Source organism: Streptomyces sp. Root1304, assembly GCF_001426405.1.
In the GTDB taxonomy this organism is placed as follows: Bacteria; Actinomycetota; Actinomycetes; order Streptomycetales; family Streptomycetaceae; genus Streptomyces.
This window is the reverse complement of the sequence record NZ_LMEP01000026.1, coordinates 20,547-44,442: the sequence shown is the minus strand read 5'-3', so window position 1 is coordinate 44,442 and position 23,896 is coordinate 20,547. Positions and strand designations below refer to the sequence as shown.

22 protein-coding genes and 1 pseudogene are annotated in these 23,896 nt (G+C 72.0%); 11 read left to right on the top strand and 12 right to left on the bottom strand.

Features of this window, described 5'->3' with window-relative positions:
• Window positions 1-4: 4 nt before the first annotated feature.
• The 4 genes from ASD33_RS35605 to ASD33_RS36615 all read right to left on the bottom strand — a co-directional run bounded on the left by ASD33_RS35605 (window position 5) and on the right by ASD33_RS36615 (window position 7,010).
• Window positions 5-3,196, bottom strand: a complete 3,192-nt coding sequence (locus ASD33_RS35605; RefSeq protein ID WP_056567333.1) for an SAV_2336 N-terminal domain-related protein — start codon at window positions 3,194-3,196, stop codon at window positions 5-7.
• 7 nt (window positions 3,197-3,203) lie between these two features.
• Window positions 3,204-4,220, bottom strand: a complete 1,017-nt coding sequence (locus ASD33_RS29470) for a MoxR family ATPase (protein WP_056567330.1) — start codon at window positions 4,218-4,220, stop codon at window positions 3,204-3,206.
• A gap of 121 nt (window positions 4,221-4,341) precedes the next feature.
• Window positions 4,342-6,387, bottom strand: coding sequence for a trypsin-like peptidase domain-containing protein (locus tag ASD33_RS29465; RefSeq protein ID WP_056567327.1), 2,046 nt, complete (start codon window positions 6,385-6,387; stop codon window positions 4,342-4,344).
• Window positions 6,384-7,010, bottom strand: a complete 627-nt coding sequence (locus tag ASD33_RS36615; protein WP_242426918.1) for a CU044_2847 family protein — start codon at window positions 7,008-7,010, stop codon at window positions 6,384-6,386. Before ASD33_RS36615 ends, ASD33_RS29465 begins: the two co-directional genes overlap by 4 nt.
• A gap of 95 nt (window positions 7,011-7,105) precedes the next feature.
• On the opposite strand from ASD33_RS36615, the gene ASD33_RS29455 reads away from it, so the two are divergent.
• Window positions 7,106-7,291 carry a DUF6104 family protein gene (locus ASD33_RS29455; RefSeq protein ID WP_018102711.1) on the top strand — a complete coding sequence of 62 codons (186 nt, stop codon included), beginning with the start codon at window positions 7,106-7,108 and terminating at the stop codon, window positions 7,289-7,291.
• 179 nt (window positions 7,292-7,470) lie between these two features.
• On the opposite strand, the gene ASD33_RS29450 is transcribed toward ASD33_RS29455, so the two are convergent.
• Window positions 7,471-8,328, bottom strand: a complete 858-nt coding sequence (locus tag ASD33_RS29450; protein ID WP_056567324.1) for a hypothetical protein — start codon at window positions 8,326-8,328, stop codon at window positions 7,471-7,473.
• A gap of 149 nt (window positions 8,329-8,477) precedes the next feature.
• Between ASD33_RS29450 and ASD33_RS29445 the strand changes: the two genes are divergently transcribed.
• Complete coding sequence (locus tag ASD33_RS29445; protein ID WP_056567322.1) at window positions 8,478-9,353, top strand: DUF4097 family beta strand repeat-containing protein; 876 nt, start codon at window positions 8,478-8,480, stop codon at window positions 9,351-9,353.
• A gap of 1 nt (window position 9,354) precedes the next feature.
• A complete protein-coding gene (locus tag ASD33_RS29440) occupies window positions 9,355-10,242 on the top strand; it encodes a PadR family transcriptional regulator (RefSeq protein ID WP_056567319.1) in 888 nt (295 codons plus the stop codon).
• Between the two features lie 204 nt (window positions 10,243-10,446).
• Here ASD33_RS29440 and ASD33_RS29435 read toward each other — a convergent pair whose 3' ends face one another.
• The 3 genes from ASD33_RS29435 to ASD33_RS29425 all read right to left on the bottom strand — a co-directional run bounded on the left by ASD33_RS29435 (window position 10,447) and on the right by ASD33_RS29425 (window position 14,364).
• Window positions 10,447-11,832 carry a cellulase family glycosylhydrolase gene (locus tag ASD33_RS29435; protein WP_056567312.1) on the bottom strand — a complete coding sequence of 462 codons (1,386 nt, stop codon included), beginning with the start codon at window positions 11,830-11,832 and terminating at the stop codon, window positions 10,447-10,449.
• Window positions 11,833-11,914: 82 nt separating this feature from the next.
• Window positions 11,915-12,880 carry a zinc-binding dehydrogenase gene (locus ASD33_RS29430; protein ID WP_056567308.1) on the bottom strand — a complete coding sequence of 322 codons (966 nt, stop codon included), beginning with the start codon at window positions 12,878-12,880 and terminating at the stop codon, window positions 11,915-11,917.
• Between the two features lie 272 nt (window positions 12,881-13,152).
• Window positions 13,153-14,364 (bottom strand): NADP-dependent malic enzyme, encoded by a 1,212-nt coding sequence (locus tag ASD33_RS29425; protein WP_056567304.1) that lies wholly within the window; start codon window positions 14,362-14,364, stop codon window positions 13,153-13,155.
• 538 nt (window positions 14,365-14,902) lie between these two features.
• Here ASD33_RS29425 and ASD33_RS29420 point away from each other — a divergent pair.
• From ASD33_RS29420 to ASD33_RS29410, 3 genes are read left to right on the top strand one after another with little or no spacing between them, the layout of a single operon-like run.
• Complete coding sequence (locus tag ASD33_RS29420) at window positions 14,903-15,871, top strand: ABC transporter substrate-binding protein (protein WP_056567301.1); 969 nt, start codon at window positions 14,903-14,905, stop codon at window positions 15,869-15,871.
• Window positions 15,872-15,900: 29 nt separating this feature from the next.
• A complete protein-coding gene (locus ASD33_RS29415) occupies window positions 15,901-16,851 on the top strand; it encodes an amino acid ABC transporter permease (RefSeq protein WP_056567297.1) in 951 nt (316 codons plus the stop codon).
• The gene (locus ASD33_RS29410) at window positions 16,848-17,615 is read left to right on the top strand and encodes an amino acid ABC transporter ATP-binding protein (protein ID WP_056567285.1); all 768 of its coding nucleotides are present in this window, start codon (window positions 16,848-16,850) and stop codon (window positions 17,613-17,615) included. Before ASD33_RS29415 ends, ASD33_RS29410 begins: the two co-directional genes overlap by 4 nt.
• Window positions 17,616-17,677: 62 nt before the next feature.
• Here the strand turns inward: ASD33_RS29410 and ASD33_RS29405 are convergent, their stop codons facing one another.
• Window positions 17,678-18,427, bottom strand: a complete 750-nt coding sequence (locus ASD33_RS29405) for a class I SAM-dependent methyltransferase (RefSeq protein WP_056567281.1) — start codon at window positions 18,425-18,427, stop codon at window positions 17,678-17,680.
• Between the two features lie 94 nt (window positions 18,428-18,521).
• Here ASD33_RS29405 and ASD33_RS29400 point away from each other — a divergent pair, with 94 nt between their 5' ends.
• A complete protein-coding gene (locus ASD33_RS29400) occupies window positions 18,522-19,151 on the top strand; it encodes a CGNR zinc finger domain-containing protein (protein ID WP_056567277.1) in 630 nt (209 codons plus the stop codon).
• Here ASD33_RS29400 and sodX read toward each other — a convergent pair.
• Window positions 19,055-19,489: a nickel-type superoxide dismutase maturation protease gene (gene sodX / locus ASD33_RS29395; RefSeq protein ID WP_079045088.1), complete on the bottom strand. Its 435-nt coding sequence runs from the start codon at window positions 19,487-19,489 to the stop codon at window positions 19,055-19,057. The genes ASD33_RS29400 and sodX overlap by 97 nt on opposite strands.
• A gap of 161 nt (window positions 19,490-19,650) precedes the next feature.
• Here sodX and sodN point away from each other — a divergent pair, with 161 nt between their 5' ends.
• Window positions 19,651-20,046, top strand: a complete 396-nt coding sequence (gene sodN / locus ASD33_RS29390; RefSeq protein ID WP_030320908.1) for a superoxide dismutase, Ni — start codon at window positions 19,651-19,653, stop codon at window positions 20,044-20,046.
• Between the two features lie 248 nt (window positions 20,047-20,294).
• On the opposite strand, the gene ASD33_RS29385 is transcribed toward sodN, so the two are convergent.
• Window positions 20,295-20,675 carry a hypothetical protein gene (locus ASD33_RS29385; protein WP_242426917.1) on the bottom strand — a complete coding sequence of 127 codons (381 nt, stop codon included), beginning with the start codon at window positions 20,673-20,675 and terminating at the stop codon, window positions 20,295-20,297.
• A 159-nt stretch (window positions 20,676-20,834) separates the two neighbouring features.
• Here ASD33_RS29385 and ASD33_RS29380 point away from each other — a divergent pair, with 159 nt between their 5' ends.
• The 3 genes and pseudogenes from ASD33_RS29380 to ASD33_RS29370 all read left to right on the top strand — a co-directional run bounded on the left by ASD33_RS29380 (window position 20,835) and on the right by ASD33_RS29370 (window position 22,674).
• A complete protein-coding gene (locus ASD33_RS29380; RefSeq protein ID WP_056567272.1) occupies window positions 20,835-21,374 on the top strand; it encodes a hypothetical protein in 540 nt (179 codons plus the stop codon).
• 361 nt (window positions 21,375-21,735) lie between these two features.
• Window positions 21,736-22,125 (top strand): annotated as a pseudogene (locus ASD33_RS29375) (hypothetical protein); the annotation flags it as partial.
• A gap of 45 nt (window positions 22,126-22,170) precedes the next feature.
• A complete protein-coding gene (locus tag ASD33_RS29370) occupies window positions 22,171-22,674 on the top strand; it encodes an NUDIX domain-containing protein (RefSeq protein ID WP_056568076.1) in 504 nt (167 codons plus the stop codon).
• A gap of 103 nt (window positions 22,675-22,777) precedes the next feature.
• Here the strand turns inward: ASD33_RS29370 and ASD33_RS29365 are convergent, their stop codons facing one another.
• The gene (locus ASD33_RS29365) at window positions 22,778-23,743 is read right to left on the bottom strand and encodes a sigma-70 family RNA polymerase sigma factor (RefSeq protein WP_056567269.1); all 966 of its coding nucleotides are present in this window, start codon (window positions 23,741-23,743) and stop codon (window positions 22,778-22,780) included.
• Window positions 23,744-23,896: the final 153 nt, after the last annotated feature.

Sequence of the window (23,896 nt, the reverse complement as noted above, 5' to 3'; positions counted from 1 at the left end):
AAGCTCATCCGTTGGTGCCGCTCCAGGTCCACCAGGGCGGCGCGATCCGGCGCCGCGCGTCGACGGAGAGCGCCCCGGGAGCCTCACCCGCCGCTCCCTCCACCTCTCTCAGCAGCGCCCTGGTGCGCTCCACGTCCTCCCAGTCCACCTCCACGAGCCGCCCCGTGAGCCGTCGCCACTGCTCGGTCGCCGCCCGCAGCACGGCCCTGGCCCGTACCGGACGGCCCATCAGCCACAGGACCGCTCCCTGTGCGTGCAACGCGCGGGCGCCGGTGACCGTGCCCGGGTCCTCGCCGTGGGCGGTGCGGGAGTCCTCGGCGGCGTTGCGGTAGGCGGTGAGGGCGTCGCCGATCACCCCGTCGCGCGCCACCTCGGCCAGTTCGAGCCGGACCCGGCCGAGTTGCAGCCACACCTCGGCCCGGTCCCCCGGGTCGGGGGCGCCCCGCAGTGCCTGTTCGAGGAGGTGGCGGCTCTCGAAGAGGTCGGGGAGGAACCCGGCGCGGTGGAAGCGGAGCGCGAGGACGCTGCCGATCAGCGTGCGCGCCCTGGCCCGCTCGGGCGCCCCGACGGGCAGCCGGGTGAGGGCCTCGCGCAGGACTCCCTCGGCCCGGTCGACGGGCGCGGTGCCGGTGTCGGCCGCGGCGCGCCGCAGCAGCGATCCGCCCCAGGTGAGCAGGAGCGGGCCGCGCTGTTCGCTGTCGGCGGGGGCGAGCAGGGTGGCCTCCTCGTACGCCGCGTCGGCCGCGGTCCCGTCGCCTTCGGTGTCGTACAGGCGGGCGCGGGCGGTGGTGAAGCGGAGCCGGAGCGCGCGGGCGTCGCCGAGGAGGGGTTCGGCGCGGTCGAGGACGCGGCGGACGCGGCCCGGTTCGGCCTCGGCGAGGTGCAGGGCGTCGGCGAGGTCGAGGAAGGCGGCGGCGCTCTCGTGGAGGGTGAGGGCGGCGCCGAGTTCGTCCGCCGCCGCCTCGCCCTCGCCCCGGGCGAGGAGGAGCCGGCCGCGCCGCAGGTGGAGGGTGTGGCGGGCGGTCGCGGGCCAGCTCTCGGCGTCTCCGTCGAGGGCGGTGAGGGCCGCGTCGAGGTGGCCGGGTTCGTCGGTGTCGCGCCACAGCGCGTGGTGGACGACGGCGAGTTCCAGCCGGGCCTCGGCCCAGGCCTCGTCGCCGGTCCTGGCGAGTTCCCCGGCCCGTACCAGCGTCTCGGCGGCCTGGTCGAGGAGTGCGGGGCGGCGGCCGGTGCGCCGGGCGGCGGCGGTGCCGGCCTCGGCGTACAGGGCGCGGGCGAGGACGATCCGGGCCTCGACGGGTTCGTCGGGGAGGGCGGCCTCGGCGCGTTCGCGGGCACCGGCGAGGAGGGTCGGGTCGGACTGGCCCCGGCCCTGGTCGAGGAGGCGGCGGGCCTCGGTGAGCGGGTCGGGCGTGACCAGGTCGGGGTGGTAGAAGCGGAGCACGCGCGCGGGGATGCGGGCGAAGAGTTCGGTCTCGGCGCCTTCGGGACCGAGCGGTTCGTCGGTCTCCTCGGGGAGCCCGGCGCGGCCGGTCCCCCGGGCCGCCTCCTGCTCGGCGGCGGCCCCGGCGTCGGCCCCCGAGAGGCGGGCGGCCGCGAGCGCCGGGAAGTTGCGCATGCCCTGGCCGAAATTGCGCTCCACGTACGCGGAGCAGTGCTTGAGGACGAGGGCGGCGGCGCTGGGGTCGAGCGAGCCGAGGAAGTGCTGCTGGATGCCGGGCGGATAGCTGAAGCAGGGGTAGGGGGTGGGGCCGGGGAGCCGTCTCAGGAGGCCGCTGAGCAGGACCTCGGCCAGCTCCATGGGCCCGGTGTCGGGCAGCATGGCGCGCTGGACGAGCTGCATGACGGGCAGGGTCAGCGGGGCGGCCGCGAGGTGGACGGCAAGACGGAGCGCCCCGGGTGAGGCGCCGGCCCGGAAGGCGCGCAGGAGTTCGTCGTCGCGGCGCGGGACGCGGGAGGTCGCGGGGGTGCGGGGCGGGGGCTGTTCGGGGCCGAGCCAGGCGGCCCAGCCGCGTACGGCGTTGCCGCCGTGCCCGGTGTGGAGCCGGGTCCAGGAGGCGAAGGCCTCGGGCGTCGGGGTGAGCACGGGGACGGCCCGGCGGCCGGGGACGCGGAGGCCCCAGGGCTCGTCGTCGGAGCGGAAGGTGGTGTGGCCGCCGGGGGTGGTGGAGCGCTGGAAGGTGCCGGGTTCGGCGGGGAGGGCGGTACGGGGCCACAGGCGGGGCGGCAGCGGCTGGACGAGCGCGAGCGGGGAGTTGACCGGCCACCGGCGCAGGAAGCGCTGGGCGGCGCCGCGCTGCCAGAGCGGTCCGACGCAGTCGCTGACGATCAGGGTGAGGCGGCGGCCGGTGGGGTCGTGGAGCTGGTCGACGGGGCGCAGCCGTGGCCGGCCGTCGGCGCCGGAGGTGGTGGTGACGAGCGGGGGGCCTTCGCCGGTGTCGTACAGCCGGTGCACATGGACGTCCCGGAAGGCGCCGGACTGCTGGCAGGCCTGCCGGAGTTCCTCGACCATCCGGCTCCAGACGACCATGGCGGGTCCGGTGTCCATGAGGAGCTGGATGTCGGGGCGGCGGCCGGCCGCGGGGCGCACCACGAGGGTGAGGATGCCGGCGGCGGCGCTGCGTTCGGCGGTGGCCTCCTCGTCGAGGGTGCCCTCGCCGGGGCGGTGTGGTGCGAGGGCGTAGTCGCGCAGCGGGCGGAGGGCCTTCTGCAGGCCGAGGAGTCCGGGCAGGGCGTTGGCGCCGGGGGCGCGGACGGGCAGGGTCGCGCCCCGCTCCGCGCGCCGCGGGCCGCCGGCGAGGGTGGCCGTGCCCCCTCCGGCGAGCACGGTTCCGCCGCGCATGTGGAGGGAGACGGAGTCGCGCGCGTCCCCGGAGTCGGCCTCCGGTCCCTCGTCGGCCCCCTCCCCCCGTACCGTGTCGTCCTCGCGGCGGAGGGGGTCCCGGTCCCCGTCGGGACGGTCCGGACCGTCGGCGGTGTCGCCGGCCGTCCCCCGCCGTACGTCGTGTCCCTCGGGTTCCTCCGCTCCTTCGGGTCCCTCCGCCCCCTCCGCCCCCTCGGGTCCCTCCGGTTCCGCCGGGGAGGGGCCGGGCAGCCACCGGGCCAGCCAGACGGCGTCGGCGATGTCCTCGGCGGTCAGGTCCTGCCCGGCGGCCCGCAGTCTGCGGGCCAGCTCCTCCAGATGCGTCCGGAGCATCCGACCGTCACCTCGGCTGATCGAGCGGTTGCATGAGCATGTCGGCGATGCGCTCCCTGGTGACCCGTTCGGCGCGGGAGGCGTGCTGGGTCAGATAGAGCGCGTTGAGCAGCTGGTCGGTGGCGATCACCTCGCCGGGCTCGCGGTTGAGGAAGCGCTGCACGAGCCCCTGCTCGGCCTCGCCCGCGGCGGCGTCGGAGCCGAGGTGGGCCTCGATCATGGCGCCGACCTGCTCCTCGCCCGGCGCTTCGAGCTCCAGGCGGATGCAGCGGCGCAACAGGGCGGCGGGGAAGTCCCGTTCGCCGTTGGAGGTGAGCACGATGAAGGGGAAGGTGGTGCAGCGGACCCGGCCGCCGAACACCGGCACCTTGCGGCCGTCGTCGCTGAGCACCTCGACGACGGGCTCCCGGTCGGCGATCCGCTCCAGCTCCGGGATGGCGAACTCGCCCTCCTCCAGGGCGTTCAGCAGGTCGTTCGGCAGGTCGAGGTCGCTCTTGTCGAGCTCGTCGATGAGCAGCACCCGGGGCTCGTCGGAGGGGAGCAGCGCCGTGCCGAGCGGTCCGAGCCGGATGTACGAGCCGATGCCGGCCGGGGCCGCGGCGGCGGAGCCCGGCGATCCGGCCTGGGCGCGCTCCAGCTGGACGTCCTGGAGCCGGCCGATGGCGTCGTACCGGTAGAGGCCGTCCTGCAGCGCGGTGCGGCTGACGATCGGCCAGCGCAGCACGCGCCCGAGGCGCAGCTCGTGCGCGACGGCGTGGGCGAGGGTGGACTTGCCGGTGCCGGGGTTGCCGGTGACGAGGAGGGGGCGCCGCAGGTACAGGGCGGCGTTGACGGCGTCCGTCTCGGCGGGCCGGGGATGGTGGTTCTGGACGAGTCTGCGCCGGACGCCGAGCCGCCGGTCGGAACCGGCCAGGGTGTCGTCGGCGCTGCCCGCCGAGAAGTCCCGCCAGGGCGGCGGGGCGGGCAGTCGCTGAATCTCGTCGTGCGGAAGACCGGCACCACGGTAGATCCGCCAATCGCTCACGATGGACTCCTCCTGGCTGTGGTGTCGATGCCGGGCCCGTCGAACCTACCGCCCGGGGGCGGGCCCTGTTGATGCCGTAACCGGACGGATCCCGCGCGTGCCGTCCCGGCGGCCGCTCCGGTCACTGGTCCCCCTCCCCGAGCAGGGGCGGGACCTCTAGAGGCCCGCTGTACGGGGGTCGGTCGGGCGGGTCCAGCAGGATGGCGATGCTCTCCGCCCACGCGTACGCGGCGCGCGCCTCCGGGCCGGCCGCCGGGTCCGTCGCCCGGGTGCGCAGGGAGCGCACGCGCCCGCGTACGCCCCAGGCGCCGACGGCGTCCGCGAGCAGCCGGTCGGCGCGCTCGTGGAACTCCGCGCAGTCGGTGTGGTCGTGGGCTCCGGTCCGCCAGAGCGCGATCGGGTGCCCGGCCCTCAGCGCCGCGTTCATCGCCATGAGCCCGTCGCCGCTGCCCACCGGGCCGCAGTAGACGGGGACGGTGCCGCCTTCCGCGTCCCTGAGCCGGTCGTACGTCTCCGCCCAGGTCTCCCGGCGTACGCGCGCGGTGTGGGCGTCCGGGCCCGCGCCGGGCACCTCGGCGCGCAGCGCCGCCGCGCGCAGCGGACCGCACTCCCCCGCCTCCCAGCGCTCGCGCCACTCGGGGGCCGGTTCCGCGTCCTGGCGGCCGACGTCGCGGATGACGACGATCCTGCGCTGGCCGAGATTCGTCCCCCAGGCGTCGTCGGGGCCCTGCGGAGGTTCGAGCCGCCAGGTGTCGAGGGGTTCGTCGAAGAGCTCCAGCGGAAGCACCGCCTCCACGGCGGCCAGGTGCGGTCCGCTGTCGCCGCGCCGCAGGGCGTCGGCGAGCGGTTCGCGCAGGGTCTCCCGGAGCCGGGACCGCTCGACGCCCCGGTCGTCGCAGTGGAGCGGGCTGACGGTGTGCCCGTCGAGGAGGAGCTTGACCTGCCAGGGGTACCTGCGGCCGTAGACGGGCCGGTCGATCTTCAGGAGGACGTCGGCACGCGCGCGGGGTTCGCGCACGGTCAGGGGCGCGGGCCGGCCGGGGCTCACCAGCCGGTCGATCTCGCGCCGCAGGAAGCGGTCGGCGTCGCCCGCCTTGTCGACGATCCAGTGGGTGAGGCCCGCGGTGTCGGCCCTCGGCCCGTACCGTCCGCCGACGTGCCGGACGACATGGGCCGCGTACAGGAGCACCGCGTCCAGCTCCAGGTCGCGGACGCCGTCCCGGCGCGGCGCGCGGAGCCCCCGCAGGAGCCCGGCGCCCTCGCTCCAGGTGCGCGGGTCCTGCTCCAGGGCGTCGGGCAGGTCGTCGTCCCTGATCCAGGCCTTGACCTGGTCGATGAGGTCGAGGATCTCGCCGGGCGCGGTGGGCGCGGGCAGTTCCGCGAAGTGCCCGTACAGCTGGGTGCGCACGCCGGGGCCCGGCCCCGGGGAGGCCGGCAGCTTCCCCTGGGCGCGGGTCCAGTCGGGCCGCTCGTCGAAGGACTGGTAGCGGGCGAGGTGGTGGCGGTCGTGGGCGCGCAGCGCCTCACCCATCGCCTCGCCGCCGGGCAGGTCGTGCAGCCGGCGCAGGGCGGTGACGGGGACGACGGCGCCGCCGTCGGCACCACGGCCCTTGTTGAGCCCGACGACGACGCCCTGCCCGTCGTCGACGACGGGCCCGCCCGAGCAGCCCTCGACGGGCATGACCCCGTCGGTGACGAGGGCCTTGCCGTCACTGCCGTTCAGCGTTCCGTGGACGTGCCGGACGCCCAGCTCGCCGGTCTCCCGCGACCAGCCGTGCAGCCCGACCGAGGCGGGCAGGACGGGCGGACGCTCGCTGAGGCGCACGCAGGACGCCTTCTGCGTGCCGGGCACCCGGATGAGCGCGAGGTCGGGGAAGGGCCAGGGATCGGGCGGCGCGTCGGGCCGGTCGGGGAGCGGCAGGGCGAGCACGACGGTGCCCTCGGCCCGACGGGTGGTCGGGCCGTCCTCCCAGATCACGCCGACGGCCGGCTCGCTCCTCCACACCGCGCTTCCCCCCTCGGCCACGACATGGGCGCAGGTCAGCACCCAGCCGGGGGCGATGAAGAAGCCGGTGCCCCAGTACCGGTCGCCGTCGTGGTCATACCCGCCGTCGGGAGCTGCGATGCGTACGAGTGCGGGGCGCACGAGAGCGTCGAAGGCGCTCATACGGTGCCATCGGCCGCCGGACGCCCGTCGGAGGCGCTTTCCGGGGCGTCGGCGGCGGGTACCGGGGACGCGGACGGCGGCTCGGACGGGGCCGGTGGGGCGGCCGGAGGGGTGGCCGGTGCCGGGGGAACGGTCTCGGACCTGGCCGGGGGGACGGTCGGGGCGGGAGGCACGCGTACGGGCGCGGGCGGCTGCGCGTGGGCCGGTGGCTGGGCGGGTTCGGGTGCCTGGGTGGACGCGGATCCCTGAGCGGTCGGGGATGCCTGGGCGGTCGCGGGTGCCTGGGCGGGTGCCCGGCCCTCCTCGGTCCAGGTCAGGGAGACGTTCACGGAGGCCTTGCCCGAGCCGTCCGCGAGGACCCCGATGACCTTGCCGGACTGCGCCGACAGTTCGATGCCGAAGCTGACGGCCACCTCCACCGGCCCCTGCGGGTCGAGTCCGGCGCGCAGCGAGCCGACCACCCCGCGCACCACGTCCGTGAGCCCGCCGGACATCGAGACCACCCGGTCCCTGACGCCGGTGTCCGTGAACCCGCCTCCCCTGCCCAGTTCCTGCACGTCGCTGACCCGGGCCCACACGTGCGTGCCGTCGTCCAGCCGAATCCGTGCGATCCCGTGCGTCACAGCGGCCCCCGCTCCCCGAAACGATGATGGGGAAGGCTAGTCGGTGGGACTGACGGGCGACAGGGGACGTGAGAGGTACGGCCTATCCTGATCGCATGTACTTCACCGACCGGGGCATCGAGGAACTGGAGAAGCGGCGAGGCGAGGAGGAGGTCACCTTCGAGTGGCTCGCCGAGCAGCTGCGGACGTTCGTCGACCTCAATCCCGACTTCGAGGTGCCGGTCGAGCGCCTCGCGACCTGGCTGGCCCGTCTGGACGACGACGAGGACGAGGACGAGTAGAGGACGAGTAGCGGCGTCGGCGGCGGTCACCGGCGAACGGCCGGGACGACGGCGCGCGGGCGGCGCCGGTCCCGGTCACCGGCCCGGGCGACGCCGGAACCGGTCGGCACGTCCACCGATCCACCGGCCGAAAACCGCTCACTCGCGCGTGTCGCACGCGCGTGCTCAGGCGTACGTGCTCACGCCTCCCGCAGCCGCTCCTGGACGAGACCGAGCGCACCGTGCGCGACGAGCAGCGCCCCGGCCGTCGCCCAGCCGCCGCTGCGCCGCCCGATACCCCAGAGCAGCAGCGGCACCCCCACCGCGAGCTGCGCACCGCTCAGTACGCGCGCCTCGGTGCCGCGCAGGTACGGGCCGAGGGGGCTGCTCTCCACCACGTCGATCTCCGCGCGTACGGCGTCCCCGCCCCAGGCCATCAGCTTCGTGCGGGCTGCCGGGAAGACCCCGTCGTCGGGCGGTTCGAGCTGCTCGGCGCCCTGGGCCCGGGCCGCGGAGCGGAGCCGGTCGGCGCTCTCGCCGGGGACGAGCCCGGCGGGCAGGGCGAGGCCGCTGCGGCGGAGGACCGCGACGACGCCGAGGAGCCGGGTGTGGGCGTCGGCGTCCGGGTCCGGTGCGGTGAGCGGTTCCAGGTCCTGCACGTCCAGGACGGGGTCGAGGGCGAGCCGCGCGGCGAAGGTGCGCATGGCCTCGTCCTCGCCGACGGGGGTGCCGTCCGCGAGCCAGGTGTAGCCGACGGTGCGGCGGAAGCCGGCGGCGAGCGTGAGTCCGGCCCGGTCCCGGTCCCACCAGAGCGCGACGACCGGCCAGGTGGCGGCCCCGACCGCGAGGGCGGTGGCCCAGCCGGTGACGACCTGCTCGACGGGCTCCCCGCCGCGCAGCCAGGGCTTCCCCTCCGGCACGAGCACGCTCCAGTCGTCCCCCGCCGGGGCGAGGAGGAGCTGTTCCCGCAGCAGTCGGGCCGGCGGACGGACCACCGGGGGATCGGCGCGGCAGAGCAGCAGCGCCCCGGCGGGATTCGGTCCGGATGTCGCGTTCATGCGCCCTACGCTAGGCCAATTTGTCCGTGTACGGAGGTAATTACCCCCACCCTGTCAGGGAAGAGTCAGGGTTGACTTCACCTCACCGCGATATATCGTGTCTAGCGAGATACGCGATATGTTGCGTTGCCGAACGGGAGGTCAGCACCATGACAGAGTGGTCCGTCAGCGAGCCGACGAAGCTGACGCCGGCTGAGCCCGTGACCCGGCTGCGGGTCCGCATCGTCAACGGCACGGTGAACGTGGTGGGGACCGAAGAGAGTTCCGCCCGGGTGGAGGTCTCCGAGATCGAGGGCCCGCCGCTGATCGTGTCGCAGGACGGCTCCACCCTGACCGTGAGCTACGAGGACCTGCAGTGGAAGAGCATCCTCAAGTGGCTCGACCGCAAGGAGTACCGCCGCCGGGCCGTCGTCTCCGTCGCCGTCCCCGCGGGCGTCGACGTCGAGGTGGGAGTGGTCGGCGCCGAGGCCGTCGTGACCGGGATCAAGGGGCGTACGGAGGTGCGCGGCGTCACCGGCGACACCACCCTCCTCCGGCTCTCCGGCCCGGTCCGTGCCGAGACGGTCTCGGGCAGCCTGGAGGCCCAGTCGGTGACCGGCGCCCTGCGGATCAACTCCGTGACCGGTGACGTGACGGTGATCGAGGGCGCGGGCGCCTCCGTGAAGGCCGAGACGGTCAGCGGCGACATGGTCATCGACCTCGACCCGGCCGAGCTCGACGGGCCGCCCGCCGACATCCGGCTCTCCAGCGTCTCCGGCGAGGTCGCCATCCGGCTCCCCCACCCGGCCGACGCCCGGGTGGAGGCGAGCACCACGAGCGGCTCCGTGTCGAACGCCTTCGAGGACCTGCGGGTGACCGGCCAGTGGGGCGCCAAGTCCGTGACCGGCACCCTCGGTTCCGGCCGGGGCACGCTCAAGGCGACGACCGTCTCCGGCTCCATCGCCCTGCTCCGCCGGCCCGAGCCGGACGACGACACCGCCTCGGCCTCCTCCGCCACCCCCTCCGCGTCCGGAAAGGTGCTCTGACATGCCGCCCGTCTTCGCGCACGGCCGCCTCCGCCTGTATCTGCTCAAGCTGCTCGACGAGGCCCCGCGCCACGGCTACGAGGTGATCCGCCTCCTGGAGGAGCGCTTCCAGGGGCTGTACGCGCCCTCGGCCGGCACGGTCTACCCGCGACTGGCCAAGCTGGAGGCCGAGGGCCTCGTCACCCACGCCAGCGAGGGTGGCCGGAAGGTCTACTCGATCACCGACGCGGGCCGCGCCGAACTGGCCGGACGCGCCGACGAACTGGACGACCTGGAGCGCGAGATCCGCGAGTCGGTCTCGGAGCTCGCCGCGGAGATCCGCGACGACGTGCGCGGCGCGGCCGGCCGGGTGCGCAGCGAGATGCGCGCGGAGGCGGGCCGGACCCGCGCCGCGGAGTCCACCTCGTTCTCCGACGCCAAGGAGGAGCTGCGCCGGGTCGGACAGGAGTGGAAGGAGCAGGCCCGCCAGGCCCGCGCCGAGGCGAAGTCCGCCCGCCACCGGGCGAACGAGTTCCAGCGGGTCGCCCAGCAGGTGCAGGAGGAAGTCCAGGACCGCTTCTCGCGGGGCGACTGGCCGAAGGGCGTCTGGGAGGGACTCTCGGACATCACGGCCCAGCTCGGTGGCCTGGTGGCGGGCACGACCCACCCGAAGGCGGCCGGTGCCCAGGATTCGCCGTTCGCCAAGGCACCGGAGTGGGCGCGGGACACGGAGAGCTCGGGCGACCCGGCCCGCGATCTGGACCGCCTCCTCGACCGCTTCCGTGACGAGATCAGGGACGCGGCCCGCGACCACGGGGTGAGCGAGGACCAACTGGCGGAGACCCGCGACCGGTTGTCGGCTGCGGCCCTCCACATCACGACGCTGCTGAGGTCCCGGCCGAGAACGTAGAGGCGGGGGCAGCCCCGACCCCGCCCCTCGCCCCCGGCCCCGCCCCTCGTCCCCGCACCGGCACCGGTGCCGGCACCGGCACCGGCACCGGCACCGGCACACCGCTACCGCCGGCGGACGCGGCCGGCGGACTCGGCATCCCGAGTTCGGCATCCCGGGATCGGCATCCCGGACTCGGCCTCCCGGGATCGGCCGCGCGGCCGCTCAGCCCCGGGTGGCCGTGACCGTCACCCTCGCTCCCGGGGCCGCGAGGACCCACGCCCTGCCCGGGGCCTTGCGGAGGACGAGCGCGCCGCCCCGTGCCGTCACGCGCCAGTTGCCCGGCGGCAGGGAGAGTTCGGTGACCCGGGAGCCGCGGCGCCCGGCGGAGTCGTACGAGAGGCGGTAGACCCCGGCCCCCGGGTCGTACGTGGTGGAGCGGACCGTGCCCGCGACCGCCTCCGCGTACGGCTCGGCGGTCAGCTCCTTGTTCACGCGGAAGCCACCCGCGGTGTCCACCGCGCAGTAACCGCCGCCGTAGCACCACTCCCACCCCGCCCAGCCGGAGCTGTAGCGGCCGAGGGAGGCCATGGCCTCGTGGTAGAAGCGGTTCATGTTCGGAAGGGAGTTGTTGAGCGGACCCCACTCCCCCACCAGCACGGGGACCTTGTACTCCTTGGGGTACAGGGTGATGGCGTCCTCGTAGTTCTCCAGCCAGCGGGCGGCGGGGTCGTAGTCGGCGCCCGCCTCCATGCCGGCGTTGTAGAAGTGCGGGGCGTAGACGATCTTCGGGTCGTCGATCCGGCCGAGTCCGGTCGGGACGCCCTCGCCGACGATCGGGGTGGGCTCGACGAAGATCCAGGTGGACCGGTCGACCGAACGGACCGCGTCCGCGATCCGGTTGTACATCGGGGTGAGCTGTTCGCGTTCGATGCGCCGGGCGCCCGTCGCCAGGTCCTCGCCCTCCCGCAGCTCGCCCATCGGCTCGTTGATCAGGTCGTAGCCGAGGACGGCCGGGTGGTCCTCGAAGCGGTCGGCGAGGACCCGCCACATCCGGGCCTGGGCGCGGCGCAGGTCCTCGTCCTCGTAGAGATGGGTGAAGGCCCGCTGGACGGCGGGTTCGAAGTACTCGGAGAACCAGTCGTCCGGGTGCGGGGTGAAGGGCAGCCCGTCGGTCCTGGTCGCCCAGGCGGGTATGCCCCGGTGGCCGAACGCGGGCCCGAAGACGTCCTGATGGGCGTCGATGAGGACCTTCACGTCGTACTTCTCGGCCCAGTCGAGGATGCGCCCGATCTTCCGCAGATAGCTCTGGCTGTACTGGCCCGGCCGGGGCTCCAGGTCGTCCCAGAAGACGACGAGGCGGGCGAGGTTGAAGCCCTTCGCCCGCATGTCGCGGATGTGCTTCTCGGTGATCCCGGAGAGGGCGGCGCCCCCGCTGTTCGCCTTGTCGGCGAGGTTCCAGCCGCGCAGCGTGAGCGTGCGGCCGTGTTCGTCGGTGAGGACGGGGATCGTGCCCCCGCCGACGTCCCCGACGGCCTCCGCGCGGGCGGCGGCGGTCGGGGCGAGCAGCGAGGCGGCGAGGGCGCCGGCCACGAGGGTGGTTCGCAACAAGGGAGGGCCTCCAGCACGATGAAGTGAGCGTTGTTCACGTTTTCGCGGTGCGGGAGATCCCATCAGGTCTACTGACGAGTCATCAAGACGTCGTCAGCACGATCTTTCCGAAGAGTTCGCCGGAGGCCATCTTCTGGAAGCCCTCGCGGGCCCGGTCCAGCGGCAGCACCTCGTCGACGACGGGGCGCACGCCCGTCGCCGCGCAGAAGGAGAGCAGGTCCTCCAGCTCGTCCTTGGAGCCCATGGTCGAGCCGACGACCTTGAGCTCCAGAAAGAAGATCCGGGTCAGTTCGGCGTGCGCGGGCCGGTCGCCGCTCGTGGCGCCGGAGATGACGAGCGTGCCGCCCGGCCGCAGCGACTTGACCGAGTGCGACCAGGTGGCGGCGCCGACGGTCTCGATGACCGCGTCGACCCGCTGCGGGAGCCGGGCGCCGGGCTCGTACGCCTCGACGGCGCCGAGCTCGACGGCCCGCTTGCGCTTGGCCTCGTCCCGGCTGGTGGCGAAGACCCGCAGGCCGGCGGCCTTGCCGAGGGCGATGGCGGCGGTGGCGACACCACCGCCCGCGCCCTGGACGAGCACCGAGTCGCCGGGGCGCACTCCGGCGTTGGTGAAGAGCATGCGGTAGGCGGTCAGCCAGGCGGTGGGCAGACAGGCGGCCTCCTCGAAGGAGAGCTCCTTCGGCTTGGGCAGCACGTTCCAGCGGGGCACGGTCACCCGCTCGGCGAAGGTGCCCTGGTAGCGCTCGGTGAGGATGGAGCGGGGCTCGTCGGGTCCGACGCCGTGGCCCGTCTGGCCGATCACGGAGTGCAGGACGACCTCGTTGCCGTCCTCGTCGATGCCGGCCGCGTCGCAGCCGAGGATCATCGGCAGCTTCTCCTCGGGGAGGCCCACTCCGCGCAGCGACCAGAGGTCGTGGTGGTTGAGCGAGGCGGCCTTGACGGTGACGGTGGTCCAGCCGGGACGTGCCTCGGGCTCGGGGCGTTCGCCCAGTTCGAGGCCGTTCAGGGGCTGGTCGCGGTCGATTCGGGCGGCGTAGGCAGCGAACATGGCCCCGACCCTAGGGCGCGGCGGCCGGACGGGGAACCACGCCCCGCTGTGACCCGTGTCGCCTGGACAGCACCGGGCCCCCGCCGTACGCGAAGAGCGCAGGCCGTACGCCGAGCGCCCCGCCCGTACGCGAAGAGCGGCGCCTCGTACGCCGACGGCCCCGTCGTACGCGAAGCGAAGCCCGGCGCCTCGTACGCCGACGGCCCCGTCGTACGCGAAAGGCCCCGTCCCGGCGTACGGAACAGGGCCCTTCGGCGTACTGGCTGCGCGCGTCAGCGGCGGGCGACGCCCTCGGCGCGGGCGGCGGCGGCGACCGCGGCCGCGACGGCCGGGGCGACCCGCTCGTCGAACGGCGACGGGATGACGCAGTCGGCGGCGAGCTGGTCACCGACGACGTCCGCGATGGCGTTGGCCGCGGCGATCTTCATGCCCTCGGTGATCCGGGAGGCCCGGACCTGGAGCGCGCCGGCGAAGATGCCGGGGAACGCGAGGACGTTGTTGATCTGGTTCGGGTAGTCCGAACGGCCGGTCGCCACGACGGCCGCGTACTTGTGCGCGACGTCGGGGTGGACCTCGGGGTTCGGGTTGGCCATGGCGAACACGAAGGCGTTCGGAGCCATGGACGCGACGGCCGCCTCGGGGACCGTGCCGCCGGAGACGCCGATGAAGACGTCGGCGCCGGCCAGCGCGGACTCCAGGGAGCCGCTGAGGCCCGCCTTGTTGGTGAGCCCGGCGATCTCGCGCTTGACGTCGGTGAGGTCGTCCCGGTCGCTGCTGACGATGCCCTTGCGGTCGGCGACGGCCACGTCACCGAGGCCGGCCTCCAGCAGGAACTTGGCGATGGCGACACCGGCCGCACCGGCGCCGGAGATGACCGCGCGCAGGTCGCCGAGGGTCCGCCCGGTGAGCTTCGCCGCGTTGCGGAGGGCCGCGAGCGTGACGATGGCCGTGCCGTGCTGGTCGTCGTGGAAGACGGGGATGTCGAGGCGCTCCTGGAGCTTGCGCTCGATCTCGAAGCACCGCGGGGCCGAGATGTCCTCCAGGTTCACGCCGCCGAAGGACGGGGCGAGCCGGACGACGGTCTCGACGATCTCGTCGGTGTCGGTGGTGGCGAGGGCGATCGGGACCGCGTCCACGCCGCCGAACTGCTTGAAGAGGATGGCCTTCCCCTCCATGACCGGGAGGGAGGCCTCCGGGCCGATGTCGCCGAGGCCGAGCACGGCCGTACCGTCGGTCACGACGGCGACGACCTGGGACTTCCAGGTGTAGTCGTTGACCAGGTCGGGCTGCTCGGCGATGGCGGTGCACACCTTGGCGACGCCGGGCGTGTACGCGAGGGACAGGTCGTCCTTGTCCCGCAGGGGGACGGTGGCCTGAACGGCCATCTTGCCGCCCCGGTGAAGGGCGAAGACAGGGTCGAACGGCTCCTCGGGAGCCCCTTCCGTACCACTGTCATTGCGAGGATTGACGATCTCCGCTGCCATTGGGTTGACCCCTTAAGTCTGCTTCGTCTGAGGGTTGGCCGCTCCTGGTGTGGAGCGGTGGGCGGGTCCCGCAGCCGCCGTGTCTGGCAGCCGCGCGGGCGCGCCGCACAACGCGCCCTGAGCCCCGGATGAGGGGTGTAAGGATCCTTCTTACCGGACGGACGGCACCGCGGACGAGTCCGTATTCACTCGGTGACGCGACTCATACCGAGCGCATCCGGACACGGACGGAGAACGACACGTCACCCGATGTCCCGATAGATGCTTTCCGCACCCGATTGGCGGCCTTCGGCTCGTCCGAATGGCGAGACAAGCAGGAAATTCTTCGGCGGCGTGGAAGGTATTCCGTAGAAGATCCGGCCCTGATGTACCGGCCTGTCGGTATTCGGCCGTCACCCGTTACCCGATTTTGACATCCTTGGCCGTCGGTTTGAGGCGGTCCGAATGGCAAGATGCCGTAATCACACGAGGTCACGACACTCGAAGACGCGTACGTGACCCACCTGGCATCTCCCTCACACGCCGGAGGAACCCGATCATGACCGCACGCACCACGCGCTGTACGACCGCCAAGACCCGCACCTCCCGTCTTGCCGCGGTCGCCGCCATCGCGGTCGCCGGCTCCGTCCTGCTGACCGCCTGCGGTGACCAGACCGACAGCGGCTCGACGAGCCCGACGAAGGAGGGCGGCACCGCGTCGACGAACGCCGCCCCGCTCTTCTCGAAGCTCCCCGCCGACATCCAGAAGGCCGGTGTCATCAAGGTCGGCACCGACGCCTCGTACGCCCCGATGGAGTTCACCGAGGGCGGCAAGATCGTCGGCGTCGACCCCGACATCGCGCAGGCCCTGAGCAAGCAGCTCGGCGTCGAGCTCCAGTTCACCTCGGGCACCTTCGACGGCCTGATCACCTCGATCTACAGCGGTCGCCAGCAGCTGATCATGTCCTCGATGACGGACAACAAGAAGCGGCAGGAGGGCCTGGACGACAACGGCAAGAAGATCGGCAAGGGCATCGACTTCGTCGACTACTTCAGCTCCGGCGTCTCCCTGCTGGTCAAGAAGGGCAACCCGCAGGGCATCAACTCCCTCGACGACCTGTGCGGCAAGACCGTCGCCGTCCAGCGCGGCACGATCTACGAGGACACCTTCAAGGCCCAGGCCACGAAGTGCGGCGACAAGAAGCTGACGATCCAGGCCTTCGACACCGACGCCGAGGCCCAGACCCGCGTCAAGGCCGGCGGCGCCGTGGCCGACCTGAACGACTACCCGGTGGCCGCGTACATCGCGAAGACCTCGGGCGGCGGCAAGGACTTCGAGGTCGTCGGCAGCCAGAGCGACGTCGGCCTCTTCGGCATCGGCGTCTCGAAGGAGAACACCCAGCTGCGTGACGCGGTCAAGGAAGCGCTCGACGCGATCATCAAGGACGGCACCTACGCCGAGGCCCTGAAGAAGTGGAACGTCGAGGACAGCGCCGTCAAGTCGGCCACCGTCAACGCCGGCAAGTGACCTCCCCGCTCCACTGAAGGGCAGTCGTCATGACTGACAAGATCAGCAAGGACCCGGCCGCCGCTCCGGCCGGGCCCGGCGCCTCGGGCACCCCGTACGAGGCCATCAAGGCCATCCCCGTGCGCCACTACGGCCGCTGGGTCAGCGCCGTGGTGGTCGTCGCACTCCTCGGATGGCTCGTCTACGCCTTCTCCCAGGGCGATGTCATCTGGGACACGGTGTGGGACAAGGTGTTCGACCCGTCGGTCATCAGCGGCCTGTGGAACACGATCATCATCAGCGTCGCGTCCATGGCCCTGGGCCTGGTCCTCGGCATCCTCTTCGCCGTGATGAGGCTCTCCAAGAACCCGGTGACGGGTGCGGTCGCATGGCTCTACATCTGGTTCTTCCGCGGTACCCCGGTCTATGTCCAGCTGCTGGTGTGGTTCAACCTGTCGCTGATCTTCCAGTACATCGACCTCGGGCCGATCTACAAGAACGAGACCGTGGACGTCATGACGCCGTTCATGGTGGCGCTGCTCGGCCTCGGCCTCAACGAGGGCGCGTACATGGCGGAGATCGTCCGCGCCGGCATCCAGTCGGTCGACGAGGGCCAGACCGAGGCGGCGCACGCGCTCGGCATGTCCCAGTCGAAGACCATGGGCCGCATCGTCCTCCCGCAGGCCATGCGGGTGATCGTGCCGCCGACCGGCAACGAGTTCATCAACATGCTGAAGACCTCGTCCCTGGTCTCGGCCGTGCAGTACACCGAGCTGCTGCGCGCCTCCTCGAACATCGGCAACACCGCGGGGGCCGTGATGGAGATGCTCTTCGTCGCCTCCATCTGGTACCTCGCGCTGACCAGCGTGTTCAGCGTCGGCCAGTACTACCTGGAGCGCCGTTTCGCCCGCGGTTCGACCCGTAACCTGCCGCCCACCCCGCTGCAGCGCATCAAGTCGAACCTGACCACGTTCAAGCGTTCCCCGGAGGCATCGGCATGACCGGCCAGCCCATGGTCAAGGCGGAGGGCGTCCACAAGTCGTACGGCGCGGCCCACATCCTCCGTGGCATCGACCTCGAAGTGCAGAACGGCGAGGTCTTCTGCCTCGTCGGCCCGTCCGGCTCCGGCAAGTCGACCTTCCTCCGCTGCATCAACCACCTGGAGCGGGTCGACGGCGGCCGGCTCTCGGTCGACGGCCAGCTGGTCGGCTACCGGGAGAAGAACGGCAAGCTCTACGAGCTGAAGGACAGCGAGGTCGCGGTCCAGCGCCGGGACATCGGCATGGTCTTCCAGCGCTTCAACCTCTTCCCGCACATGACGGCCCTGGCCAATGTCATGGAGGCGCCCATCCAGGTGAAGGGCGAGTCGAAGGCGGTGGCGCGCGAGCGTGCCGAGCGGCTGCTCGACCGGGTCGGCCTGCGGGACAAGATGGGGAACTACCCGTCCCAGCTCTCCGGCGGCCAGCAGCAGCGTGTCGCCATCGCCCGCGCGCTGGCGATGGAGCCGAAGCTGATGCTCTTCGACGAGCCGACCTCGGCGCTCGACCCGGAGCTGGTCGGTGACGTCCTCGACGTCATGCGGGACCTCGCCGAGTCGGGCATGACGATGATCGTCGTCACGCACGAGATGGGCTTCGCCCGTGAGGTCGGCGACTCGCTGGTCTTCATGGACGGCGGCGTGGTCGTCGAGTCGGGCAACCCGCGCGACGTCCTGGGCAACCCGCAGCACGACCGGACGAAGGCGTTCCTGTCGAAGGTGCTGTAGGGCGTACGACGGAGAAGGGGCGGTACGGGATTCCCGTACCGCCCCTTCCCGCGTCCCCGGGGTTACTTCACGGCCAGGAGCAGCGTGTCGGAGGGCGAGGCCCAGACGGGCCGGGCCTCGCCGAAGCCGGCGGCGAGGAGGGTGTCGGCGTGCCAGCGCGGCGAGGGCATGTCGCCGTCGGCGTGCTCGCCGTAGATCTCGAAGCGGCGGGCGGTGGGCCCGGCGAGGACGGGGTCCTGGCCGGCGGCGGCCCACCACTCGGCCCAGTCGAGGGCGCCGCCGGCCTTGGCGCGGTCCATGACGGCGTGGCGCTGGGCGCGCTCGGCGGCGTTGATGCGGGGGGTGGTCCCGTCGATCATGTGGTCGGCGTTCATGAAGACGCCGCCGTCGCGGACGAGGCCGGCGACCTGCCCGTAGAGGGCCGTCAGGGGTTCGCTGTGGAGCCAGTGGAGCGCGGTGGCGGTGAGGACGGCGTCGTAGGAGTCGTGGGGCAGCCGGGCGGCCCACGAGGGGTCCTTGAGGTCGGCGGTCACGAAGGTGACGCGCTCGTCGCCGGAGAAGTAGCCCTCGGCGATGGCGAGGAGGGCGGGATCGAGGTCGACACCGGTACTGGTCGCTTCCGGGAACCTCTTGAGGAGCCGATCCGTGATACTTCCCGTACCGCACGCGAGGTCGAGGACGCGGGGCTTCGGCCCCACGAGGGCCTCGACCATGTCGAGCATCACGCGGAACCGCTCCTCACGGTCCGGCATGTACCACTCCTGCTGACGGTCCCAGCTCTGCTGCCAGCCCGCCCAGTCGGTTCCGGTCATCGCCGTTCCTCCCCGCCTTCGTAATACCCTCAAAGGGGAAACAGCCGTTACCCCTTCCGACCGAGACACTAGCCCGCCGGAGTAAGGACTACAAGTGGAACTGGCCTATTACTCGGATTACGCCGTGCGTCTGGTCAACACCGAGGAGCCGGCCCGCAACAAGGACGCCCTGACCTCCGTCGAGGTGATCCGCGAACTCTTCGGCCCCGCCACCCAGATGGCGCGCCGGGCCACCGACTCCGACGTGACCCGTTTCCGCGCGGTACGCACCCGGCTGCGGGCGGTCTTCACCGCGGCCGACGAGGGCGACCACACGGGCGCCGTGGACCTGCTGAACTCACTCCTCCTGGAGTTCCCCGTCAGCCCCCAGATCTCCGGGCACGACACCCTCGACGAGGACGGCCGCCCCCGGTGGCACATGCACCTCGCCGACCACCCCTCGAACGCGACCGCGGGCTACGCGGCCATCGCGGCGATGGGGCTCGCCTTCCACCTGACGGAGTTCGGCGCCGACCGGCTGGGCCTCTGCCAGGCCCCGCCCTGCCGCAACGCCTACCTCGACACCTCCACCAACCGCTCCCGCCGCTACTGCTCGGACCGCTGCGCGACCCGCGCGAACGTGGCCGCCTACCGCGCCCGCAAGCGCCAGGAGGCCGAGCGGCCGGACCCCACGGGCCTGACCGCCGCGAACAGCCAGGAGAGCGTCACTCCCCAGGAGCGCTGAAGCCCCGGCGTCGGCGGCCGGTAGCGCGCCCGCACCCGCCCGAGCACCAGCTCGGGCGGTACGGCGCCGAAGACACGGCTGTCCCCCTCGGCGTCCGGGTTGTCCCCGAGCACCCACCAGCCCCCGTCGCGTCGCTCGATCAGCCGCTTCACGATGAGCAGATCCTGCTGCAGCGGATGCCGCAGCACGGCCACGCAGCCGGGCCGCAGCCGCCCGCCGTACCGCACGAGCAGCTGATCGCCGTGGAGCAGCGTCGGCACCATCGACACCCCCGTCACCTCGGCGATCCCGAACGGAGCCCCGGCCTCCGCCACCCGCTCACGCCCCGATCCCGTCATCCGGCACCTCTCGCTCCACTCCGCGTCGGCTCGTCCACTCGTACACGAGTCCCATGGTGACCCTGGACTTTTGACCTAAGCCCCAGGGGGCGCCCGCGAAAACGCCCTTCTCACCGAGTAATGTCCCACCTGAGAAGACGATCACGAGGAAGGACGGCTCAATGCTCTCCCGCCTGTTTGCCCCCAAGGTGAAGGTCAGCGCCCACTGCGACCTCCCGTGCGGCGTGTACGACCCGGCCCAGGCCCGCATCGAGGCCGAGTCGGTCAAGGCTGTCCAGGAGAAGTACCAGGCGAACGAGGACGCGCACTTCCGCGCCCGCGCCACGGTCATCAAGGAGCAGCGCGCGGAGCTCGCGAAGCACCACGTGTCGGTGCTCTGGAGCGACTACTTCAAGGCCCCGCACTTCGAGAAGTACCCCGAGCTCAACCAGCTGGTCAACGACACCCTGAAGGCCCTCTCGGCCGCGAAGGCGTCGACGGACCCGAAGACGGGCGAGAAGGCGCTGGAACTCATCGCCGAGATCGACCGCATCTTCTGGGAGACCAAGAAGGCCTGATCTCCCTCTGGGCGACCTGACCTGCGTCTTCGCGGGTCGCGCCGCTCAACTGCCCGCACCCGGCCCGCAGGCCGCCGAACACGGCGTCCGTGACGGTCCGGGTGCGGTCTTTTTCCGGGGCACGGGCGGACACGAAGACCGCACGCCGGGACCTGGAGGTCCTCGGCGGGCCGGCCCTCCCGGGCTGAAGCCGCTCGGCACCGCCTGCTCCAGATCCGCCCCGGCCGGAACGAGGCTGAACGACAAGGTCAGCCGTCGTCGTCCACGCCTCCTCGCAGTCCCCAATCATCAAGGCCGGAGTAGATCACCGCGATGCGGCCCCTGGGGAAGTCGAGCGCCGCGGCCTCCCCGCCGTAGAGGGCTGTCAGCGAGTCGGACCCTCTCCACCAGGTGTCGGCCAGACCTCTCACCTCGTGCACCGGCGCACAGCCGTTCAGGTCGATGCCATCGACGTCATCACCGACGAGCTTGGTGATTCGTTCCGCCCACTTGGAGGCGTGGTGAGCCAGGGCGAGCGACTCCACCCAGCCCTCGATGGTCGCGTGGAGGGGTGCCCATTCATCTCCCTGGATACCGAACTCACCGGACGGGCTGATCATGAACGAGTAGGGGACCGCGGTCCGCTGCATTCCAGCTTCCGCGCTCCTCCGCGGTTGCCCCACCGTCACCTGCCCGGCCGGGCAGGTGACACGGCTGATCTTCCGGTATCCGCACGCATCACAACATCGCAGTGCAATAGTTCGGCGATCCGATCAACACACCCGAACCCGCCACACTTCGGAGCCATCATGCGTAAGCCCGTCCTGTCCGCTGCCGCCCTCGTCATCGTCCTCGCGGCCACGACGGCATGCGGGTCGGGGAGCGATCAGAAGAACGACCAGCCGAAGAACGCCACCACTGCAACCGCCGGCGTCCCGACCGAGCCGACAGCGAAGGAGCTCACGGCCGGCGACGCCTTCAAGGCCCTTTCCGACAAGGTCGCGTCCGCCAAGCTCTCGGGCGTTGTCACCGAGGACAACGACCCGAACCATCTCCTCGGCCGTCCCCACCAGTACACCAGCAAGGTCACGTTCACGGACGCCCGCATCAAGGTCGACGACGTCGCCGACGCGGAGCCCGGCAGCGTCGGGCTCGGCGGAGCGATCGAGGTCTTCACGACCACGGCCGACGCCCAGGCCCGTGCCGACTACATCCAGAACGTCACCAAGGGCATGCCCGTGCTCGCCGAGTACGACTTCGTCAGCGGCACCGCACTCATCCGCGTCAGCCACTACCTCACCCCGACCCAGGCCGCCGACTACAAGACCGCTGCCGCCACCCTCGGGTAGGCGCCACCATGCCGGCGGTGCCGATCGCACCCTTCCAGGCGCATGCTTGCCGTTGCGGCATCCGATGTCGATGACGCGCCCGCGTACGTCGCCCAGCCGCTCGGAAACGAGGCCCAACAGGTCGTACCGAGGCGTCTGCCGTTGGCAGAACGACTGCCGGGCCGGCCAGGTCTCCCGCACCTGGCGGACCTCGCCGTCGGCGCAGCGCAGGGTCTGACCGATCCCCGCTCTTACAAGCTCGGATGCTCGGCACCATCCTCGACGGAACGGCAACGCCCATCGAAGCCGCTCCCGGCGGCACCACCTCTCTTCGGCGAGAACTACAAGGCCGTTGTCAGTGCTCGCAGGCAGGATGACGGGCATGACGCCGTTGCTTCTTTCCGACATCGAACAAGCCGTCCGCAGTAGCTGGAGTGCCGAGACGTGCACACCTGAGTTCCGATCGCGCTGGACCGAGGACAACCCGGCTCGGGACCAGTGCGGGGTGACCGCCATGGTGCTCAATGACCTGCTGGGAGGCGAACTGATCCGCGGGGAGGTCCACGTCAACGGAGAGCGTGTGGACTACCACTGGTGGAACCGCCTGGGGATGGGCATTGAGGTCGATCTCACCCGCGAGCAGTTCGGGCCGGAGGAGACTGTCACTGAAGGCATCGTCATTCCCCGCCCGCCCGTGACCGAGTGGCGCAGGCTCCGTGAGGAGTACGACCTTCTCCGCGACCGAGTCATGGAGAAGCTCGATCGACAGCAGGCATCCGCCTCTGTGGCAGCGCGTCGGCAGCCGTCTGTGGAACTCATGGACGAGAGAGTCGAGCGTGTTGACGAGCAGGACCAGGTCGTGGCGGTGGTCGGCCGGGGCGAGGCCATTCGCCATCGCTGGTTGCATCGGATCGCCGTGACGGTGTGCCGGGACCGGGAAGGCCGGATCCTCGTGCACCGTCGCTCTGAGCACGTCGATCGGTTCCCGGGACACTACGAGGTGGCGTCGGGCGGTGCCGTTGCTGCGGGCGAGTCCTATGAGGAAGCCGCATCGCGCGAACTGGCCGAGGAACTGGGCGTTCGAGCGCCGGTCCGCTTCATCGTGAAGTTCCTGAACCGCAGCGGGCTCAGCCCCCACTGGCTTGCCGTTCACGAGGCTGTCCTGTCCGACAACCTGTGTCCTGACCCGGACGAAGTGATGTGGCACGGCTGGCTGTCGGAGTCCGAGCTCCTCAGGTCGATGAAGGAGAACCTGTTCACTCCGGACAGCCATGACACTCTGAATCACTACTTCGCCGCTGCGGTACAGCCCTCTGACTGACCGTGAACCCATCCCACCTCGTCGCCCTCGTCCGCGCCGGAGCCGCTTCAAGCGCAGCCACGTCGTCGCGCACCCCGAGGGGGGACCACGTGAACCAGCGGGTCTACAGACTGTGGCCATGGGTTCGGTACGGGACGCCCAGCCGGTCACCGACCTCGGCCAGGACATCCGGGCAGAAGTAGTACCAGCGCAGGTGCGTGATGCCGCCGTCGGACGTCTCCGCTCGGAGGACGTCCTCGACCGCCTCGGGTCCGCCGCCGTCGGTCGGGGCGGCCCACATCAGGACCAACGGGTCGCCGTCCAGCTCCCGAACCTCGGCGCGCCACCGCACGGAGGTTTCCAGATACAGGGTGTGGTGCAGCGAGCCGGCGGCGATCTGGTCCCGCCCGACTTCGTGGGCCATCCCGATGACGTCACTGACCGCGTCCTCGACGAACAGTTTGGTCAGCCCGTCCAGGTCGTACGCGGTGAACGCCGCCGCGAGGGCATCGAGGGTGTCACGGTCGGGAGCCGTCCGCCGGGCGAGCGCGGTGGACCGATCGGGGTCGGTGAGCCGTCCGCGGCCACGGTGCAGCGCGGCCTTGACCGCCCCCTCGGTGGTGCGCAGCATGGCGGCGATCTCCTTCAACGGCAGGTCGAACACGTCCTTGAGAACGACAGCGGCACGTTCCTGCGGCGCCAGCAGGGTGGCCACCTCCGCGAGCGCGTCCCTCACCTCGGCGGGATCGGTGCCGGCAGGCGCCGCACGCTCGGAGGGCTCGACGAGAAGCGGGGCAGGACGGCGGACCTGGTCGAGGTAGGCATTCGTCGCGATCCGTACCAGCCACGCCATCGGGCGCTGGACCGGCTGGTGAGACTGCGCCGCGCGCGTGAGGGCTCGGGCGAGCGTCTCCTGTGCCAGGTCCTCCGCATCCCACACGCTGCTGGTCAGATGACGGCAGTACCGGAACAGCTCACCCCGCAACGGCTCCAGGGCGACCAGGAACTCACGGCGCGCGGCCTGGGCCGCCGCAAGCAGAGGCTGCGGCAGCTCGTCGAGCGCGGAAGACAGATCGGGGTCAGGCGTCACTTCTCAGCTCCTTGGACGGCGAAACGGCTGTACACACCAGTACGACGGGACAGCCTTCGAATCCGATACGCAGCCGCGAAAGTGAGCCCGCTCACCCCTCTCGTACTCGCCGGAGAAAGGGAGCGTCCGACCAGTCCGCAGATCACCGACCCG

Coding starts and splice junctions, on each gene's coding strand:
- ASD33_RS29380 (WP_056567272.1), top strand. CDS start 20,835: ATGCGTAAGCCCGTCCTGTCCGCTGCCGCCCTCGTCATCGTCCTCGCG.
- ASD33_RS29455 (WP_018102711.1), top strand. CDS start 7,106: ATGTACTTCACCGACCGGGGCATCGAGGAACTGGAGAAGCGGCGAGGC.
- ASD33_RS29465 (WP_056567327.1), bottom strand. CDS start 6,387: ATGAGCGCCTTCGACGCTCTCGTGCGCCCCGCACTCGTACGCATCGCA.
- ASD33_RS29450 (WP_056567324.1), bottom strand. CDS start 8,328: ATGAACGCGACATCCGGACCGAATCCCGCCGGGGCGCTGCTGCTCTGC.
- ASD33_RS29370 (WP_056568076.1), top strand. CDS start 22,171: ATGGACGAGAGAGTCGAGCGTGTTGACGAGCAGGACCAGGTCGTGGCG.
- ASD33_RS29440 (WP_056567319.1), top strand. CDS start 9,355: ATGCCGCCCGTCTTCGCGCACGGCCGCCTCCGCCTGTATCTGCTCAAG.
- ASD33_RS29420 (WP_056567301.1), top strand. CDS start 14,903: ATGACCGCACGCACCACGCGCTGTACGACCGCCAAGACCCGCACCTCC.
- sodN (WP_030320908.1), top strand. CDS start 19,651: ATGCTCTCCCGCCTGTTTGCCCCCAAGGTGAAGGTCAGCGCCCACTGC.
- ASD33_RS29445 (WP_056567322.1), top strand. CDS start 8,478: ATGACAGAGTGGTCCGTCAGCGAGCCGACGAAGCTGACGCCGGCTGAG.
- ASD33_RS29415 (WP_056567297.1), top strand. CDS start 15,901: ATGACTGACAAGATCAGCAAGGACCCGGCCGCCGCTCCGGCCGGGCCC.
- ASD33_RS29410 (WP_056567285.1), top strand. CDS start 16,848: ATGACCGGCCAGCCCATGGTCAAGGCGGAGGGCGTCCACAAGTCGTAC.
- ASD33_RS29385 (WP_242426917.1), bottom strand. CDS start 20,675: ATGCAGCGGACCGCGGTCCCCTACTCGTTCATGATCAGCCCGTCCGGT.
- ASD33_RS29425 (WP_056567304.1), bottom strand. CDS start 14,364: ATGGCAGCGGAGATCGTCAATCCTCGCAATGACAGTGGTACGGAAGGG.
- ASD33_RS29405 (WP_056567281.1), bottom strand. CDS start 18,427: ATGACCGGAACCGACTGGGCGGGCTGGCAGCAGAGCTGGGACCGTCAG.
- ASD33_RS29430 (WP_056567308.1), bottom strand. CDS start 12,880: ATGTTCGCTGCCTACGCCGCCCGAATCGACCGCGACCAGCCCCTGAAC.
- sodX (WP_079045088.1), bottom strand. CDS start 19,489: ATGACGGGATCGGGGCGTGAGCGGGTGGCGGAGGCCGGGGCTCCGTTC.
- ASD33_RS35605 (WP_056567333.1), bottom strand. CDS start 3,196: ATGCTCCGGACGCATCTGGAGGAGCTGGCCCGCAGACTGCGGGCCGCC.